Annotated in this window: 20 protein-coding genes and 1 other annotated feature; of the genes, 19 read left to right on the top strand and 1 reads right to left on the bottom strand. The window is 40.6% G+C overall.

The window, feature by feature from the left end; translation table 11 throughout:
- The 14 genes from CR194_RS08565 (at position 1) to ileS (ending at position 13,085) form a co-directional block, all read left to right on the top strand.
- Positions 1–351, top strand: a complete 351-nt coding sequence (locus tag CR194_RS08565; protein ID WP_110609264.1) for a small basic family protein — start codon at positions 1–3, stop codon at positions 349–351.
- 152 nt (positions 352–503) lie between these two features.
- Positions 504–1,793 (top strand): cell division protein FtsA, encoded by a 1,290-nt coding sequence (gene ftsA, locus CR194_RS08560; protein ID WP_110609263.1) that lies wholly within the window; start codon positions 504–506, stop codon positions 1,791–1,793.
- Positions 1,794–1,841: 48 nt separating this feature from the next.
- On the top strand, positions 1,842–3,002 hold the full coding sequence (gene ftsZ / locus CR194_RS08555) for a cell division protein FtsZ (RefSeq protein WP_110609262.1): 1,161 nt from the start codon (positions 1,842–1,844) through the stop codon (positions 3,000–3,002).
- A gap of 290 nt (positions 3,003–3,292) precedes the next feature.
- Positions 3,293–3,535: a hypothetical protein gene (locus CR194_RS08550; RefSeq protein WP_146035927.1), complete on the top strand. Its 243-nt coding sequence runs from the start codon at positions 3,293–3,295 to the stop codon at positions 3,533–3,535.
- 280 nt (positions 3,536–3,815) lie between these two features.
- The gene (gene spoIIGA, locus CR194_RS08545; RefSeq protein ID WP_110609260.1) at positions 3,816–4,736 is read left to right on the top strand and encodes a sigma-E processing peptidase SpoIIGA; all 921 of its coding nucleotides are present in this window, start codon (positions 3,816–3,818) and stop codon (positions 4,734–4,736) included.
- A 27-nt stretch (positions 4,737–4,763) separates the two neighbouring features.
- Entirely contained in the window at positions 4,764–5,483 is a 720-nt protein-coding gene (gene sigE / locus CR194_RS08540) for an RNA polymerase sporulation sigma factor SigE (RefSeq protein ID WP_110609259.1), read from the top strand.
- A gap of 126 nt (positions 5,484–5,609) precedes the next feature.
- A complete protein-coding gene (gene sigG / locus CR194_RS08535) occupies positions 5,610–6,395 on the top strand; it encodes an RNA polymerase sporulation sigma factor SigG (protein WP_110609949.1) in 786 nt (261 codons plus the stop codon).
- Positions 6,396–6,491: 96 nt separating this feature from the next.
- Positions 6,492–6,761 carry a YlmC/YmxH family sporulation protein gene (locus CR194_RS08530; protein ID WP_110609258.1) on the top strand — a complete coding sequence of 90 codons (270 nt, stop codon included), beginning with the start codon at positions 6,492–6,494 and terminating at the stop codon, positions 6,759–6,761.
- Between the two features lie 310 nt (positions 6,762–7,071).
- A complete protein-coding gene (locus tag CR194_RS08525) occupies positions 7,072–7,755 on the top strand; it encodes a YggS family pyridoxal phosphate-dependent enzyme (protein ID WP_110609257.1) in 684 nt (227 codons plus the stop codon).
- Positions 7,756–7,770: 15 nt separating this feature from the next.
- On the top strand, positions 7,771–8,196 hold the full coding sequence (locus CR194_RS08520; RefSeq protein WP_110609256.1) for a cell division protein SepF: 426 nt from the start codon (positions 7,771–7,773) through the stop codon (positions 8,194–8,196).
- A gap of 22 nt (positions 8,197–8,218) precedes the next feature.
- Positions 8,219–8,482: a YggT family protein gene (locus CR194_RS08515; RefSeq protein ID WP_110609255.1), complete on the top strand. Its 264-nt coding sequence runs from the start codon at positions 8,219–8,221 to the stop codon at positions 8,480–8,482.
- A 15-nt stretch (positions 8,483–8,497) separates the two neighbouring features.
- Complete coding sequence (locus tag CR194_RS08510; protein ID WP_110609254.1) at positions 8,498–9,271, top strand: YlmH family RNA-binding protein; 774 nt, start codon at positions 8,498–8,500, stop codon at positions 9,269–9,271.
- A gap of 81 nt (positions 9,272–9,352) precedes the next feature.
- Complete coding sequence (locus CR194_RS08505) at positions 9,353–9,853, top strand: DivIVA domain-containing protein (RefSeq protein WP_110609253.1); 501 nt, start codon at positions 9,353–9,355, stop codon at positions 9,851–9,853.
- A gap of 93 nt (positions 9,854–9,946) precedes the next feature.
- Positions 9,947–10,194 (top strand) — a binding site (T-box leader).
- Between the two features lie 125 nt (positions 10,195–10,319).
- On the top strand, positions 10,320–13,085 hold the full coding sequence (ileS, locus tag CR194_RS08500) for an isoleucine--tRNA ligase (RefSeq protein ID WP_110609252.1): 2,766 nt from the start codon (positions 10,320–10,322) through the stop codon (positions 13,083–13,085).
- A 142-nt stretch (positions 13,086–13,227) separates the two neighbouring features.
- On the opposite strand, the gene CR194_RS20250 is transcribed toward ileS, so the two are convergent.
- Positions 13,228–13,395, bottom strand: coding sequence for a hypothetical protein (locus CR194_RS20250; protein WP_158282209.1), 168 nt, complete (start codon positions 13,393–13,395; stop codon positions 13,228–13,230).
- Between the two features lie 37 nt (positions 13,396–13,432).
- Here CR194_RS20250 and CR194_RS08495 point away from each other — a divergent pair, with 37 nt between their 5' ends.
- From CR194_RS08495 to uraA, 5 genes are all read left to right on the top strand, one after another.
- The gene (locus tag CR194_RS08495) at positions 13,433–14,011 is read left to right on the top strand and encodes a TraR/DksA C4-type zinc finger protein (protein WP_233254284.1); all 579 of its coding nucleotides are present in this window, start codon (positions 13,433–13,435) and stop codon (positions 14,009–14,011) included.
- A gap of 383 nt (positions 14,012–14,394) precedes the next feature.
- Positions 14,395–14,856 carry a signal peptidase II gene (gene lspA / locus CR194_RS08490; RefSeq protein WP_110609947.1) on the top strand — a complete coding sequence of 154 codons (462 nt, stop codon included), beginning with the start codon at positions 14,395–14,397 and terminating at the stop codon, positions 14,854–14,856.
- A gap of 2 nt (positions 14,857–14,858) precedes the next feature.
- On the top strand, positions 14,859–15,770 hold the full coding sequence (locus tag CR194_RS08485; RefSeq protein WP_110609251.1) for an RluA family pseudouridine synthase: 912 nt from the start codon (positions 14,859–14,861) through the stop codon (positions 15,768–15,770).
- A gap of 209 nt (positions 15,771–15,979) precedes the next feature.
- Positions 15,980–16,570, top strand: coding sequence for a bifunctional pyr operon transcriptional regulator/uracil phosphoribosyltransferase PyrR (gene pyrR / locus CR194_RS08480; RefSeq protein ID WP_269845706.1), 591 nt, complete (start codon positions 15,980–15,982; stop codon positions 16,568–16,570).
- Positions 16,571–16,723: 153 nt separating this feature from the next.
- Complete coding sequence (gene uraA, locus CR194_RS08475) at positions 16,724–18,043, top strand: uracil permease (RefSeq protein ID WP_110609250.1); 1,320 nt, start codon at positions 16,724–16,726, stop codon at positions 18,041–18,043.
- Positions 18,044–18,125 lie beyond the last annotated feature (82 nt).

Raw genomic sequence — 18,125 nt, 5'->3', positions numbered from 1 at the left:
ATGTGGTTGCCCGTTGTAGGACTCTTACTAGGATTATTATTAGGTTTTTTTACTGATCTACGTATTTCGGAAGAATATGCCAGTTACTTATCTATTGCAGTATTGGCGGCTCTTGATACACTAGTAGGTGGAACACGAGCTCAATTGGAAAAAACATTTGATGAGAATGTTTTTATCACAGGTTTTTTCACAAATATCTTCCTAGCAGCTAGTTTAGCTTTTCTCGGTGTGCATCTTGGTGTAGACTTGTATTTAGCAGCAGTTTTTGCATTTGGGGTTAGGCTGTTTCACAATATAGCCATCATTCGACGAATATTGCTGACTAAATGGACAACAAAACGTGCGAAATAAAGAGTTACCTTGATTGTGTGGAAGGATTCTCGATTTTTAAACAATTTAAAAAGAGGGAATGAGCAACCTATGTTGAATACTATCCATAATGGAAAAGAACGCTTTTGCGTGTATGAATTTATTACTGTATGTTTTAAAGGAGGTGCCAGCCAATGAATAATCATGATACATATGTAACATTAGACATCGGTACATCATCCGTTCGGGTCATTATCGGTGAAATGACGAATGGTTCTTTAAATATTATCGGAGTAGGTGAGTCTAGCTCTGAAGGAATAAAGAAAGGTTCCATTGTTGATATTGATGAAACGGTTCAATCAATTAAGAAAGCTGTTGAAAAGGCGGAACGAATGATTGGATTGAGTATTAAGCATGTGATTGTGGGAGTAACAGGGAATCACATTCAACTTCAGCCTTGTCATGGTGTCGTGGCTGTTTCCAGTGACGACCGGGAAATAGGAGATGAAGATATTACGAGAGTCATTGATGCGGCTCAAGTGATTTCCATTCCACCTGAAAGAGAGATCATTGATGTTATTCCAAGACAATTTATTGTCGATGGCTTAGACGAAATTAATGATCCAAGAGGGATGATCGGTGTTCGTCTTGAAATGGAAGGGACCATCATCACTGGATCTAAGACAATGTTACATAACTTGCTTCGTTGTGTAGAGAAAGCAGGACTACATGTGGCAGACATTGTGTTACAACCTCTGGCTGCGGGATCCGTTGCGTTATCTAAAGATGAACGGAGTCTAGGAGTGGCCCTCGTTGATTTGGGAGGAGGTTCCACAACTGTCTCAGTGTTTGAGGGCGGATCATTACAAGGGACGAGCCAGATTCAGGTTGGCGGAGACCACATCACCAACGATATATCCGTTGGATTCCGCACGTCCACAGATGAAGCTGAAAAGGTAAAAACAACACATGGACATGCTTTTGTAAATCATGCCTCCGATGATGAGACTTTCCAAGTTTCGGAGATTGGCAGTGATCAAAATCAAGAATTCTCTCAATGGCAACTGGCAAACATTATTGAGCCACGTTTAGAGGAAATGTTCGCGCTAGTTTTAAAAGAAGTGTATCGATTAGGTTATCGCGATTTATCAGGCGGTTTCGTACTGACTGGTGGTATTGCTAAAATGCCGGGTGTCCTTGAGCTAGCAAGGGACGTCCTTCAAAAAAATGTTCGAGTAGCTATTCCTGATTATATAGGGGTACGAGAACCTCAGTATACAAACGGGGTAGGACTCATTACTTTCGCACATCGAAACGTTCGCATTCAAGGAAAAGAAATTGAAACCGGATTAGAACCGATCAATGAAGGGAAAGCAGAACCACGTAAAGAGCGGAAAGAAAAGCCGAAGCAACAAAAAGAGTCTAAAGATAGTCCTGGCGTGAAAAAGAAAGTATCGAATATGTTTAAAATGTTTTTTGAGTAAAAAGAGAATCGTGTGAATTTGGTACGAACTCGGATTGGGGGATCGAAAATGTTAGAATTTGAAATGGATATGGAACAGTTAGCCACAATAAAAGTTATAGGTGTTGGCGGTGGCGGGAGTAACGCTGTAAATCGCATGATCGAAAATGGTTTGCAAGGTGTTGACTTCATCGCTGTGAATACCGATGCACAAGCCCTTCATCTATCAAAAGCGGATCACAAACTTCAACTAGGTGGCAAGCTTACGAGAGGTTTAGGTGCAGGAGCTAATCCTGAAATTGGTAAAAAAGCTGCTGAAGAAAGCAGAGATCAATTAGAAGAACAATTAACAGGAGCAGACATGGTATTCATCACTGCAGGTATGGGTGGCGGAACCGGTACAGGTGCTGCGCCAGTTATTGCAGAAATTGCCAAAGAAGCTGGAGCTTTGACGGTAGGTGTCGTCACTCGTCCATTTACCTTCGAAGGTCGTAAACGGATGCTTCAAGCGACAAATGGTATTGCGGCCCTTAAAGAAAAGGTCGATACGCTTATTGTCATTCCTAATGATCGACTATTAGAAATTGTCGATAAGAACACGCCAATGTTAGAAGCTTTCAGAGAAGCAGATAATGTCTTACGTCAAGGGGTTCAAGGGATTTCAGATTTAATTGCTGTACCTGGACTCATTAACTTGGACTTCGCCGATGTGAAAACGATTATGAGCGAGAAAGGTTCTGCTCTCATGGGAATTGGTGTTGCTACAGGTGAGAGCCGAGCGGCAGAAGCGGCTAAGAAAGCCATTTCCTCACCGTTGCTTGAAACGAGTGTAGACGGTGCTCAAGGTGTTCTTATGAATATCACTGGTGGAACAAACTTAAGCTTGTTTGAAGTGCATGAAGCGGCTGAAATCGTTTCGACAGCTTCCGACAGCGAAGTAAATATGATCTTCGGTTCTGTCATCAATGAGAATCTAAAAGATGAAATTGTCGTTACAGTGATCGCGACAGGATTTGACGAAATGCAAGCTGAGAAGCCGGCAACAAGCTCACGCCCTTCTCTAGGTCAACCTAAGCCTAGTCAACCTTCAACTCATTCACGAAATGAGGCGGCATCTTCACAAGAAAATCAACAAAAACCAGCTCCTACTCCGCAACAGCAGCAACCTGCGGAAGAAGAGATGGATACGTTAGATATTCCTACGTTCTTAAGAAATAGACGGAATCGTTAATAACAAAAAAGCAACCAAAAGGTGTCTCGTTCGGTCTTTTAGACCGCTGCGAGACATCTTTTTTTGTATAATATGTTTTTCTAATGCTTGTGCTTGTAAGGTTCATGGGGCGATAGTCTCGCTTATCCTTCACTTTCATGTCCTCAGAATAAATCAGATTCTCAATCGAAAATGCTCCATTAGCACTTAACAAATGTTAAAACCCTCAAGAACGTGTGTTTGTATTTTAATTATACCAAACGTTCGTTCGTAAGTGTAGTCTTTTGCCTAAAAGACATCCCTTAAAATTATTGTCGATTTATGTAATCTCAGATTGGATCACATACGAACAAAATCGTTATAAGGTGCACCCAGGAGTTGAGGTAACGGAGAAACTGCTTGAAGTATTACAGCCCGAGACGACTGTTTTTACTCACGGACCCATAGAGCGGGCCGAAGCGTTAGAAGGAGAATTAAGCAGTCAACCATCACGATTTTTATTTAAAAAAAGTAGGAGAGTTCGTAAACTTGGACTTAGCGGAGAATACCTATAAACAATAGGAAGAGAGGGCCCCAAAAAGTAAAACCTTTTGGGGCCCTCTCTAATTTAGCATCTCTATTTTCCTCTTGATTCCTCATGTTTTCGTCCTGATCTGAAGTGTCATGCTAGGTAGGTGCTACTCATCTCAACCGCAAGAACCGTCCCTATGGTTACCTATTTCAGATGACATTATCTTTAAAAATCTCTTAAAATAAGTCTCGTATTGGTTCCATAAAGTGACAGACTTAGTGATTTTTGTGGGTTATACTTATCCTTAAATTCGGAGTTGGACGGTGGTCCCATTGACTCTTTATTTAGACGTAATTTGGATGCTTAACTTTTTTATAGATCTCCTACTCTTGCTTCTAACTTCGATTGTGTTGAAAAAGAATGTCTCAAAGAAAAGGTTATTTTTAGGTGCTCTCTTTGCTTCTATGTACATTTGGTTCCTTTTCATACCTAGTTTGCAAGTGATGACTCACCCGTTAATGAAAGGAATTTATTCTGTCTTTATCATTCTAATCACTTTTAGGTTTCATCAAATTCGTTCGTTTGTCCAAGCCCTGCTGATGTTTTATTTTGTGAATTTCGCTGTAGGTGGAGGCCTGATTGGACTGCATTTTTTTTTACAAATGGATAGTTCATTTATTCATGGAACCTTTGCTACTAGAGGCAGTGGCTTCGGAAGTCCGATCAGCTGGTTATTTGTGTTGATTGGTTTCCCGCTCATCTTCATTTATTCTAAACAGCGGTTTGATTCTGTAGAGTCAGTGAAAATCCGCTATGACGAGACGATGGACGTTATTGTCAGTTTTAATGACTCTATACTTACAATGAAAGGTTTTGTAGATAGCGGCAATCAATTAACCGATCCGTTTACGAAAAAACCTGTGATGATTATAGATATGAAGGAAACGAAGGATCAATTCCCCCAAGACTTGTACAATTTTTCCATGGAGGAAGCTCATTCTGCAAGTCATGTGCCGCCACAATATCAGGGGAAACTTTCCATTGTTCCTTATCGAACCATTGGGACTGATCAACAATTTCTATGGACACTGCGTCCCGATAAAGTCACGGTGTATGAAAACGGCAAGGCTTATGATTGCAGCAAAACATTATTAGGGCTAAGTCATTTAAGTTTAGGAGAAAAAGGAGAATATCATTGTCTTCTCAACCCTAAAATGTTCCAAAATAGTAAAAGTGTGATTTGAAAGACCACTACATGAGGAGGAGTAGCAATGAAAAAATTAACAATCCGCTTTAAATTGATGTGGTACCGCTTATTAAAGAAACTTCGTCTGAAGTCTGATGAAGTATTTTACATAGGAGGAAGTGAAGCCCTGCCCCCACCTCTGTCCAAAGATGAGGAAGCGTATTTACTAAAGAAGCTTCCCAATGGGGATGAATCTGTGCGATCTGTTCTTATCGAGCGTAACTTACGTCTAGTTGTCTATATTGCAAGGAAATTCGAAAACACCGGTATAAATATTGAAGACTTAATCAGTATAGGGACGATCGGTTTAATCAAAGCAGTTAATACATTTAATCCGGAAAAGAAGATCAAGCTTGCCACCTATGCCTCTCGGTGCATTGAAAACGAAATCCTAATGTATTTAAGAAGAAACAATAAATTGCGTTCAGAAGTCTCTTTCGACGAACCATTGAATATAGACTGGGATGGAAATGAATTGCTGCTATCTGATGTATTAGGAACAGATGATGATATCATCACGAAAGGCATGGAGGAAAAAGTCGATCGGAAATTGCTAGTAAAAGCCCTATTGTCGCTGAACGACCGGGAAAAGCAAATCATGGAACTTCGCTTCGGTCTTGCGGGTGAAGAAGAGAAAACCCAAAAAGATGTCGCTGATATGTTAGGTATTTCACAATCTTACATTTCCAGGCTAGAAAAAAGAATCATTAAACGGCTTCAAAAAGAATTTAATAAAATGATTTAAAGAAAAGTGTTTATGCCACTTGCGTTTCAGCCTTTTTCTCACTATTTCGAATTGGCTTGTCTGCATAAATTTCCCTCCTCAGGAGATACTGATTTTGTAACATATCTCCTGATGGGAGGGAAACCATTGTCACGAAATAAAGTAGAAATATGCGGTGTAGATACGTCTAAATTACCTGTATTAAAAAACAAAGAAATGCGAATTCTTTTCAAAGAGATGCAAGAAGGTGACCCCGATGCCCGAGAACAACTCGTTAATGGAAACTTAAGACTCGTGTTAAGCGTCATCCAGCGGTTTAATAACAGGGGAGAGTATGTAGACGACCTCTTTCAAGTAGGTTGTATAGGATTGATGAAATCGATTGATAACTTTGATTTAGGACAAAATGTTAAATTTTCTACCTATGCTGTGCCTATGATTATTGGAGAGATTAGACGGTATTTAAGAGATAACAATCCCATTCGCGTGTCGAGATCACTGCGGGATATCGCTTATAAAGCCCTTCAGGTTCGAGACAATCTTATGAGTGAGAAAAAAAGAGAAAAAGAACCGACCGTTCAGGAAATTGCCAAAGTGTTAGGTGTACCTAAAGAAGAAGTGGTCTTTGCTCTTGATGCCATCCAGGATCCAGTATCCTTATTTGAACCTATCTACAATGATGGGGGGGATCCGATTTATGTCATGGATCAAATTAGTGACGATAAATTAAAAGATGTCAATTGGATTGAGCAAATAGCTCTAAAAGAAGCGATGATCCGTTTAAATGATAGAGAGAAGACAATCTTAGATATGCGCTTTTTCCAAGGGAAAACGCAAATGGAAGTAGCTGACGAGATAGGGATCTCCCAAGCACAAGTGTCTCGTCTGGAAAAAGCAGCGATTAAACAAATGAATAGGCACGCTGGAGAATAACCTGTCACCTGCAGGTTATTTTTTTAATGATTATAACCCAATCAAGCCTGGCATAAGATGAAATAAGGGTAGAGAAGTACAAGGAGGAGAGCGAACATGCTTAATATGTCAGAGTTACAAGCAAAAGACATTGTTAACTTAGCTGATGGAAAATTACTTGGTCACCTCACAGATATTGATATTGATTTAGAAAAAGGCAGAGTCGTTGCCATTGTCATTGGCGGAAGTCGAATGAAGAATTTGTTTCAAAAAGATGAAGAAACGATAGTTCCGTGGAAAAACATCGTCAAGATCGGGTCAGATGTGATTCTTGTTCGTGTCGAAGGAAGGGGTTCTTCTGAAAGTTTCTATGATGAACAACCTTAACGTAAAAGACAACAAATTCCACTTTTTTTCTAACATATGCGAGTTCCTTGATGGAAACCATTGCTTGATTGAATAACTTTCTTTATACTTTAAGAGAGTTTATCTTTAGTTTCTTGATGATTTAACTAGGCAAAGATGTTTGTTCAGCTCATTATTATCGACCCAGTGCATGTTTCGTTGCTTGAACAACATACACCGTGCAGATAGATATTGTACAGCACAGTCGCCATCGGGTAGCGCCTACTTGATTTCAGTAGGTGTCTACCACTCAAGATAGGGTCTGGCGCTTTTATTGAAAGGAGTTTATCCATTGTCAGTCAAACAGAACTTTGAACATGTACAAGCCTCGATTCAGTCTGCGTGTAAACGTTCAGATAGAGATCCTGCAAGGATACATATTGTAGCAGTGACGAAATATGTCTCAGTTGAGAGGGCCCAAGAAGCGATAAATGCAGGCATTGTTCACCTTGGAGAAAACCGGATCGAAGAAGGTTTAGATAAATGGACAGCACTTGGTTCTCAAGCAACTTGGCACTTTATCGGCAACTTGCAATCTAAAAAAGTAAAAAAAATGATTCACGCTTTTGAGTACATTCACTCCTTAGATCGCCTTTCGTTAGCCAAAGAAATTGATAAACGAGTGGAAGAAGGCGAGAAAAAAAAGTGTTTCGTTCAAGTGAACGTAACAGGAGAAGAGTCTAAATCTGGACTTCATCCTGACGAAGTAATGGGATTCATAGATGATTTAAAAAAATATCCTTCCATTGAAGTTGTAGGATTAATGACAATGGCTCCTTTTAAGGAAGACAAAGAAACCCTCCGACCTGCTTTCAAGCATTTGCGGCAATTAAAAGAGAGGGTGGAACACCTTCAACTTCCTCATGCTCCTTGTCATGAGCTATCAATGGGAATGTCTAATGACTATGAAGTTGCCATTGAAGAAGGGGCCACATTTATTCGTATTGGTTCATCACTTGTAGGAAAAGAAAAGTAAAAGTGGGGTGAAATCATGACCATAAAAACAAAATTGAAGCGTTTTTTCGAAATGGAAGATGAGTACAGCGAGTCAGAGGTAGAAGTGGAACAAGAACTTCATGAATCGGAATTTCCCCCTAAAGAATTTGAAAAGAAAAAAGAAAAAGCCAATATCGTCAGTTTAAGCAGTGTTCAGAACCAAGCAAAGGTGATTTTATTAGAACCGCACAGTTACGATGAAGTTCAGGAAATTGCCAACCAATTAAAAAATCGTAAAGCAGTTGTGATCAATTTACAACGAATCTCGCGAGATCAAGCAAAAAGAATTGTGGATTTTCTAAGCGGAACAGTATACGCTATTGGAGGAGATATTCAAAAGCTTGGTAGTAATATCTTTCTCTGTACACCGGATAATGTCGATGTTACAGGGTCGATCTCCGAAATGTTTAAAGAATCATAGAAGTAGAGGAAGGTGAAAAATTGTGGCTATTGTTGAAGCTATTGTATTACAAGCTATGCAAATCTATTGGTTTATCTGTATCATATACATCTTTATGTCTTGGCTCCCTAATGCAAGGGAATCAAATTTTGGACAAACAATTAGTAAAATAGTAGAACCTTATTTTGCTCCGTTCAGACAGATCATCCCACCTCTTGGAATGATTGATTTATCGCCGCTTGTTGCAATATTTGCTCTGCGTTTTGCTATGGACGGGGTCAGATATTTATTCTCCTTTTTTGCTTAAATAGGAGTGTGTACCATGTCATTGTATGAACATTTCAGAAAAGAAGAACATGCCTTTGTGGATCAAGTATTAGATTGGAAGGCCATCGTGGAACTGGAATATCGTCCTAAATTAACGGATTTCCTTGATCCTCGTCAACAAAAGATTGTCCAATTGCTTGTAGGGAGTCATGACGATGTTCACGTAAGCTTTTGGGGAGGTCATAGTGAGGCAGAGAGGAAACGTGCTTTGCTTTATCCTGACTATATTACGCCTGTGAATGAAGATTTTCGTTTGACCGCTTTTGAGTTGCGTTACCCTAGTAAGTTCATCACTATTGAACATTCTCAAATTCTCGGCTCGTTAATGAGCATAGGGATGAAAAGAGAAAAATTCGGTGATATTCTCTCAGAAGAAGACCAATTTCAACTCATCTTATCGGAGGAAGTAGCCGACTATGTCGTCTTAAATCTTCAGTCAGTAGGGAAAGCAAAAGTGGAGTTAAAGCCTATTTCAGAAGACGATGTCATGAAACAAGTGAAAGAATTAGAAGAAACGTTTGTAACAGTATCCTCTCTAAGAGTAGATACCGTGATATCTGAAGCTTTTCATTTATCTAGATCCAAAGTAAAGCCAGCGATTGTGAGTGAAAAAGTGAAAGTGAACTGGAAAGTAATTAATGATCCTGCTTTCCAACTTGAGAAAGGCGATGTCTTATCTTTCCGCGGAAAAGGTCGATGCGAGATCGTGGAAATGGAAGGACAGACGAAAAAAGGAAAACAGCGTCTCATTTTAGGATTTCCAAAATAAGTTTGTCAATTAGGAAGGGATTCTTCCTGAAACTGTCGAAACCATGTACATACTAATAAACAAACGGAGGTGTTTCTCGATATGCCATTGACCCCCTTGGATATTCATAACAAGGAATTTACTCGAGGTTTTCGAGGTTATGATGAAGATGAAGTGAATGAATTTTTAGATCAAATTATCAAAGATTACGAAATGGTTATTCGTGAAAAGAAAGAGTTATATGACCGGGTCCAAGAATTAGAAGATAAGTTGACGCACTTCTCAAACATTGAAACAACGTTGAATAAATCTATTCTCGTTGCTCAAGAGACAGCAGAGGATGTAAAGCGAAACGCGGACAAAGAAGCGAAGCTGATCATCAAAGAATCAGAGAAAAATGCTGATAGAATTGTCAATGAAGCCTTAGGGAAATCTCGTAAGGTTGCCCTTGAGATTGAAGAACTTAAAAAACAAGCTTCTGTCTACCGGACTCGTTTTCGCATGTTGCTTGAAGCTCAATTAGAAATGTTACATACTGACGATTGGGATGACTTAAGTCAATCCCGTGAAGAGGAAGAAGAAGAAACGTACGAAAATATTTAAAAATTCTTGACGGGGAAATTGAACTTATCTTATACTTTAAGAAGATTTTCAACCTTATCGTTTAAAACGTTAGTCTATAGGCGACAATAAATGGAAAAGGCGTTGACAGGGTCAGTAGAAATAGATGTGTGACCAAAGCGAACCGGTGATGGTGTGAGACCGGTGTCCAGCTATTTTGAATATCTCCCTCGAGCTGCATATTGAAAGAAAAGGGATCCTTTTCAAGTAAAACATGCCGGTTCATGACCGATAAATCATGCTGAGTGAGCATTTGTTATTTATACGAATAAAGACGGTGCTTATAAGGGTGGTACCGCGGGTTTTTCCTTCTCGTCCCTATGTGGATGAGAGGGATTTTTTTATTTTTAGAAAAGGAACTATTGCTCTTTCGAATAAGAGGGTCTCTTTACCTCACAAACGGAGACATGATTTTATGAAAAGAAACCAAATAACAGGAGGAAATAAAATGGATTACAAAGAAACGTTATTAATGCCTAAAACAGAGTTTCCAATGCGAGGAAATCTTCCGAATCGCGAACCTGACATGCAAACGCAATGGGAAGACATGAAGATTTATGAAAAGGTGCAAGAACGAACAAAAGATCGCCCATTATTTATCTTGCATGATGGACCTCCATATGCCAACGGCGATATTCACATGGGTCACGCTCTCAATAAAATCCTAAAGGATTTCATTGTTCGTTATAAATCCATGAGTGGATTTAACGCCCCATATGTTCCAGGGTGGGATACTCACGGACTGCCGATCGAAACAGCCTTGACGAAAAAAGGGAAAGTAGACCGAAAAAAATTATCGATTGCTGAATTCAGACAAAAGTGTGAGGAATATGCTTTAGGTCAAATCGACAGCCAACGAGAACAATTTAAACGTCTAGGTGTTCGAGGAGATTGGGATAACCCATATGTGACCTTGACTCATGACTATGAGGCTCAACAAATTAAAGTGTTTGGGGATATGGCTAAAAAAGGCTACATTTACAAAGGGAAAAAGCCGGTCTACTGGTCGCCATCATCTGAATCTGCTTTAGCTGAGGCAGAAATTGAGTATCACGATAAGCGGTCACCATCTATTTACGTGGCATTTGATGTAACAGACGGCAAAGGTGTTTTAGAAGGGGACGAGAAATTTGTCATCTGGACAACAACACCGTGGACGATTCCTGCCAATTTGGCGATCGCCCTCCATCCTGAGTTGACGTATGCAGTCGTGAAAGTGGAAGGAACAAAATACATTGTCGCAAAAGAACTTCTCAATCAATTAGTGGAAGAATTCGAATGGGCAAGTCATGAAGTGGTTTCAACGTTTAAAGGTGCAGAACTAGAGAATACAAAAGCGAAACATCCGTTGTATGACAGAGAGTCACTTGTAATTCTCGGTGACCATGTCACCCTTGAAGCAGGTACTGGTTGCGTACACACTGCTCCTGGACACGGGGAAGATGACTACATTGTCGGCCAACAGTACGGTCTAGATGTTTTATGTCCCGTGGATGACAAAGGGGTATTTACAGATGAAGCGCCGATGTTTGAAGGACAATTCTACGACGCTGCCAATAAACCAATCACCGAAAAGCTTGAGGAAGCAGGGGCGCTTGTTAAATTGACGTTCATGACTCACTCGTATCCTCATGATTGGCGTACAAAGAAACCTGTCATTTTCCGAGCGACAGCGCAATGGTTTGCATCCATTAAAGATTTCAGAGAAGATCTTCTAAGAGAAATTGAAGCAGTAGAATGGCTACCAAAGTGGGGAGAAACTAGACTTTATAACATGGTCCGTGACCGTGGTGACTGGTGTATTTCCCGTCAAAGAGCTTGGGGCGTTCCGATCCCTGTTTTCTATGGAGAAGATGGTCAACCGATTATCAATGATGAAACAATCAACCACGTATCCAAGCTGTTCCGCGAACACGGGTCAAATATTTGGTTCGAGTGGGATACGAAAGATCTTCTTCCAGAGGGCTTCACTTCAGAGCAAAGTCCGAAAGGCACGTTTACAAAAGAAACGGATATTATGGACGTATGGTTTGACTCTGGATCTTCTCACCAAGCCGTGTTAGAAGAACGGGATGATCTTGTTCGACCTGCTGATGTTTATCTTGAAGGGTCTGACCAATACCGAGGATGGTTTAATTCATCCCTTTCCACATCTGTAGCTGTTACAGGTAAAGCACCTTACAAAGCCGTAGTCAGTCACGGATTTACCCTAGATGGAAAAGGGAAGAAAATGAGTAAATCAGTCGGAAATGTCGTCATTCCAAATAAAGTCATGAAACAATTGGGAGCGGACATTTTACGATTATGGGTAGCTTCTGTAGACTATCAAGCAGATGTAAGAGTTTCCGATGATATACTGAAGCAAGTGGCCGAAGTGTACCGTAAGATTCGCAACACGTTCCGTTTCCTTCTCGGGAATTTGCATGACTTCGACCCTAACGTTCATGCTGTTTCTTATGATAATCTTTCAGAAGTTGACCAATACATGCTGGTAAAGCTGAATGATCTAGTACGTGATGTGAAAAAAGGGTACGAAGAGTACCAATTTGCTGCTGTCTATAACAAAGTCCATAATTTCTGTACGATTGAATTAAGTTCTTTTTATATGGATATCGCGAAAGACACGCTATACATCAAACACGCTGATCACATCGATCGACGTCGGATTCAAACGGTCATGTATGAAACACTTAAGAATCTTGTGACGTTAGTTTCACCTATTCTTTCTCACACAGCGGATGAAGTGTGGAAACACATTCCAGCGGTGCAAGAAGATAGTGTACAACTAACAGATATGCCTGAAGTGAAAACATTTGGCGATGTAACAACTCTTTGTCAAAAATGGGATCGTTTCATGGTTCTACGAGATGATGTATTAAAAGCATTAGAAGATGCCAGGAACGATCAAGGAATCAAGAAAACTCTCCACGCTCATGTCACTGTTTATGCAGATGGTAAAGATCGAGAGCTACTAGAATCAATTGAGGACTTGAAGAAGTTGTTCATTACCTCTGGTGCGACTGTTGCTGGAAGTCGAGCAGAAGCTTCTCAAGAAGCAAAAGCATATGAAGATTTAACAGTGGCTATTCACCGTGCTGAAGGGGAAACTTGTGAACGTTGTTGGGTCGTTTCAACTGAATTAGGATCAGATTCAGAACACCCAGGTCTATGTCCAGATTGTACGGATACGGTCGTGAATCATTACGCTAACTAAGGATATATTGAAAGGTGCCTGTTTGATCAGGCATCTTTTTTTTGCTTTGGTTGTAGTCAGTTTGGATGGTTTTGTATTCGGTTTGAGGTGAGCTGTATCCAGTTTGGATGGTGCTGTAGCCGGTTTGAGAGGTGCTGTAGTCCTAGACCGTTTTGTATTCGGTTTGAGGTGGGCTGTATCCAGTTTGGATGGCGCTGTAGCCGGTTTGAAATGCTCTGTAGTCCATAGACCGTTCTGTATCCGGTTTTGGGTCAGCTGTAGTTAGTGTGGACTCTCTTTCAGACGTATGGAAAAAGATCATTGTTGGCACGATACAAGAGAGACCATATTTGAAGGGAGTTATGAACATGTATGAAGATTTGAAAAAACAATTAGAAAAAGATAAACAAGATATTTTAAAACAAATCGAGCAAGAGGCGACGTATACGTCTGATAAAATGAATGACCCTGGTGAGCTTTCTCACGTTGATAATCATCCAGCCGATGAAGCGACAGAATTATATGATCGAGAAAAAGATATGGCTATTCGTAAACAGTGGGAGAAACACCTGCAAGAAATAGAGATCGCCTTAAATAAAATGGAAAAAGGAACGTATGGCATCTGTGAAAAGACAGGACAATCCATTCCTTATGAACGACTAATTGCGCAACCAACAGCGACGACCGTTGTGCTAGAAGAAGAGAGGACGAGGAGTGTGCCAAATGATCGCCCCGTCGAAGAAGCAGCTATGAATGAAATGGGACAGGGCTATTACAGTAATTACATGGATGAAGATACGTCTCCAGATGATGAATCTACAGGGTACACAGAAGAGTTGGAAGGGTTTTTGTCTACAGGAATGAATGGGTTTGAAGGCTCGGATCGTGTCACATTTCACAGAAATAAACAGTATGAACATTATATTGAGGAAAGACAAGAAGAATAAATAAGACAAGAATGAAGAGGTTCGATTGAGGTGATCTGTTCACGAAGGAATTACCAAGCCGCAAACGTAGCTAAACTCCCGAGTTGGCGACGTTGAGACAATGATCAAACCGTAAACGTAGTGAAATTCGCAAGTTAGCTACTTTCAAGCGAACCTCATGATGACTGACCCCCTCTTAAAAAAGGACTTTTGTCATTTTAATAAAAAATCAAGCTCGTAACAAAAATGACTAACCAAGCAATTGAAAGAAGATATTTTGTTCTGAGGTCCTCCGGAAGCAAGCACATGATAAAGAAGATACTGGTATTTTCAATTGTCTGATGACCTCCATTGTGCTAAAATGCATAAGGGTACATAAACAGGTGGAATGGGGGAAAGAAGTTTTGGTTTATTATTTCATTGCTGTTGCAGTCATCATTTTAGATCAATTTACTAAATGGCTTGTCGTTGAATATATGGAATTACGAGAAAGTATTCCACTCATTGAAAATGTATTGTATTTAACTTCACATCGAAATGCCGGAGCTGCATTTGGTATTTTACAAGGACAACTATGGTTGTTTTTTATCGCTACGGTCGTGGTCATCGGTGTGGTGACTTATTACATTCAGAAATATACAAAGGGCGAACCTTGGTTTGGCGTTTCTCTAGGGCTTGTATTAGGAGGAGCGATCGGAAATTTCATCGATCGTATACTTGAAGGGGCCGTTGTTGATTTTATCGACGTCTATATTTTTGCTTACAACTTTCCCATTTTCAATGTGGCTGATTCAGCATTAGTTGTAGGGGTAATTATGTTAATGATTCACGTATTTAAAGAAGAAAAAAAGCAAGGGAAGTCATAAAAATGAAATCACATAAGTTTGTATCAGAAGAAAAAGGTAAACGCATTGATAAATGGATTACGGAGCAGTCCGAAGATTGGTCAAGAAGTCACGTGCAACAATGGATTCAAGATGGTCACGTGAAAGTAAATGGCGTCGAGACTAAAAGCAATTACAAGATTCGCCTAGACGATGAAGTGGTTATTGAAGAACCGGAAGTGCAAGAGTTAGAAGTAGAAGCAGAGGATCTGAATCTAGATGTTGTTTATGAAGACAAAGATGTCCTTGTCGTAAACAAACCTAGAGGAATGGTCGTTCACCCCGCCCCTGGACATCCGTCTGGAACGCTTGTGAATGGTTTAATGGCTCATTGTGACGATCTGTCAGGCATTAATGGCGTCGTACGACCAGGAATCGTCCACCGGATTGATAAGGACACGTCAGGTCTCATTATGGTCGCTAAAAATGACAAGGCCCACGAATCGCTCGTCGACCAATTAAAAAATAAATCCACAAAGCGCCGTTACGAAGCATTGGTATCTGGTGTCATTCCTCACGATAAAGGAACGATCGATGCTCCAATAGGACGAGATCCTGAAGACCGCCAGAAAATGACCGTAACAGAACATCACTCAAGAGATGCTGTCACTCATTTTCAAGTGATTGAAAGATTTGAGCGTCACACCCATGTAGCTTGTGAACTTGAAACAGGGAGAACACATCAAATTCGTGCTCACATGAAGTATATCGGGTTTCCCATTGTAGGAGACCCTAAGTACGGTCCAAGAAAGAAGCACGACTTTCCAATCGTAGGTCAAGCTTTGCATGCAGAGCTCCTTGGATTTGTTCATCCCCGGACCGGTGAAGAGATGATTTTCAGAGCGCCACTCCCAGAAGATTTAAAAGCATGTTTGAAAGCTGTCAAACAGATTTAACTATTGACTTGCTACCTATTGCATGAAATAATAACTGAAGACAACTTAACAGTTTCCTTTAACTGCAGTCCAGAGAGGCTGAGAAGGTAAATAGACGACATGTTAGAGAATATCTCTATATTCTTTAGGATGGTTATTGAATCTATCTCATCACCCTCTCGCTTCTACTGCGGGAGGGTTTTTTATTGCAAACATAAAAAAACACTACCTTGCTCGTCAAGGCAGGGACTAGTAAAAGAAAAGAGGTGGGCCAAATGTCAAAAATCATTTTAGATGAACAAGCCATCCGCAGGGCACTTACTCGAATAGCCCATGAAATTATTGAAAGAAACAAAGGAGTCTCAGATTGTGTCCTTGTAGGAATTAAAACAAGAGGGGTCTTCATCGCCCAACGATTAGCCGAGAGAATAGAAGAGATTGAAGGTGAAAAGATCGACATCGGTGAAGTGGACATCACTCTATATAGGGATGACTTAACGCACAAAACAAAAGATCAGCAGCCTGAATTAAAAGGGACTGATATTCAAGTACAAGTGAAAGATAAAAAAGTGATTCTTGTAGATGATGTCCTTTACACAGGCCGAACGGTCCGAGCGGCATTAGATGCGATCATCGATTTAGGTCGACCTGCACAAATACAATTAGCTGTTTTAATCGACAGAGGTCACAGGGAATTACCCATTCGACCGGATTTCATCGGTAAAAATGTGCCCACATCGAAATCTGAAGTCGTGGAAGCTAAATTGAAAGAAGTAGATGGAGAAGAAGAAGTTATGATCACTCAAAAAACCTCCCTTTAACCCAGTCCTGAGAGGCTGAAAAGGGGTATATTCCTCCTCTTTATGTTCGGAGTGCCGATTTGTGTACTTTGCCATAGAGGGACGAATAACCTCTTTCGCCTGGAAAGAGGTTTTTTGTATAGAATCACGGAATTATTTAAGGAGGAATAAGTCATGAGCCAGGAAACGATACAAATTGAAGAGAGACCAAGATTAGATAAATGGATCGTATTAAGTATTCAGCATTTGTTTGCCATGTTTGGTGCAACCATATTAGTCCCATTGCTAACGGGTTTAAGCCCTGCTGTCGCCCTTGTTTCAAGCGGGTTGGGAACGTTAGCTTACATCGTCGTAACGAAAGGAAAGATTCCCGCCTACTTAGGTTCATCGTTCGCGTTTATTATGCCGATTATCGCCGCCATCTCCATAGGCGGACCAGAAGGTGCCATGATCGGAAGCTTCTTTGCAGGTCTAGTCTACGGTATTGTAGCAATCATTATTCGTGCGACGGGCGTTCAGTGGCTCATAAGATTATTACCACCGATTGTGGTAGGACCGGTCATTATGGTCATAGGTCTTGGACTAGCTGGAGTGGCGATTGATATGGCTATGAATGATCCAGCGACAGAGGCATATAGCGGACTTCATTTTTCAGTAGCCATGTTTACATTAGTGTTAACGATTATCGCGTCGATTTTCTTCCGAGGGTTCTTTGGACTTGTACCGATTTTGATCGGAATCGTCGGTGGATATAGTTTCGCTGCTTTTCAAGGTCTCGTAGATTTTTCAGCTGTTCGGGAAGCAAACTGGATCCAAGCTCCAGAATTTCTTGTGCCTTTTGTGACGTATTCACCTAGTTTTTCATGGGAAATTATCTTCATCATGGTCCCGATTGCATTCGTTACTTTGTCAGAACATATCGGTGACCAAATGGTATTAAGTAAAGTTGCTGAAAGAAATTTCATTAAGAAACCAGGGCTTCATCGGTCCCTTTTCGGAGATGGTTTGGCGACTGTGATTAGTTCATTTCTAGGTGGTCCTCCAAATACCACGTATGGCGAGAATATTGGCGTTGTGGCCCTAACAAGAGTCTTCAGCGTATTTGTCATCGGGGGAGCGGCGGTCTTTGCGATCTTCTTCGGTTTTATCGGGAAGGTTTCAGCTCTTATTACAACCATTCCAACAGCTGTCATGGGGGGCGTTTCCATCTTGTTATTCGGGATTATCGCTTCGAATGGTTTGAGAATGCTTATTGATAATCAAGTAGACATCGGAAAGAAGCGGAATCTAATTATTGCTTCAGTCATTCTCGTTGTAGGGATTGGTGGAGCGATCATTGAAGTAACGGATACGATTGAAATTGCAGGAATGGCGTTAGCTACTATCATCGGGATCTTCTTAAACTTGATTTTACCTGGCAGAGACCGAGTAAAGTCAAGCGATGAAATGTTCCACGATATGAGTTCAGATAAGAAAGATGAAGACGTAGCATAGTATCATCCTTTAACGAAGTACAGAGAGACTTCAAAGGGTGGCTTTCGTAGAGGAGAGAAGTATACTCCTTTCGGGCACCCTT

This window comes from Salipaludibacillus keqinensis (assembly GCF_003226325.1).
Taxonomy (GTDB): domain Bacteria; phylum Bacillota; class Bacilli; order Bacillales; family Salisediminibacteriaceae; genus Salipaludibacillus; species Salipaludibacillus keqinensis.
The sequence above is the reverse complement of the archived record's forward strand: the minus strand, read 5'-3'. Positions and strand labels throughout refer to the sequence as shown.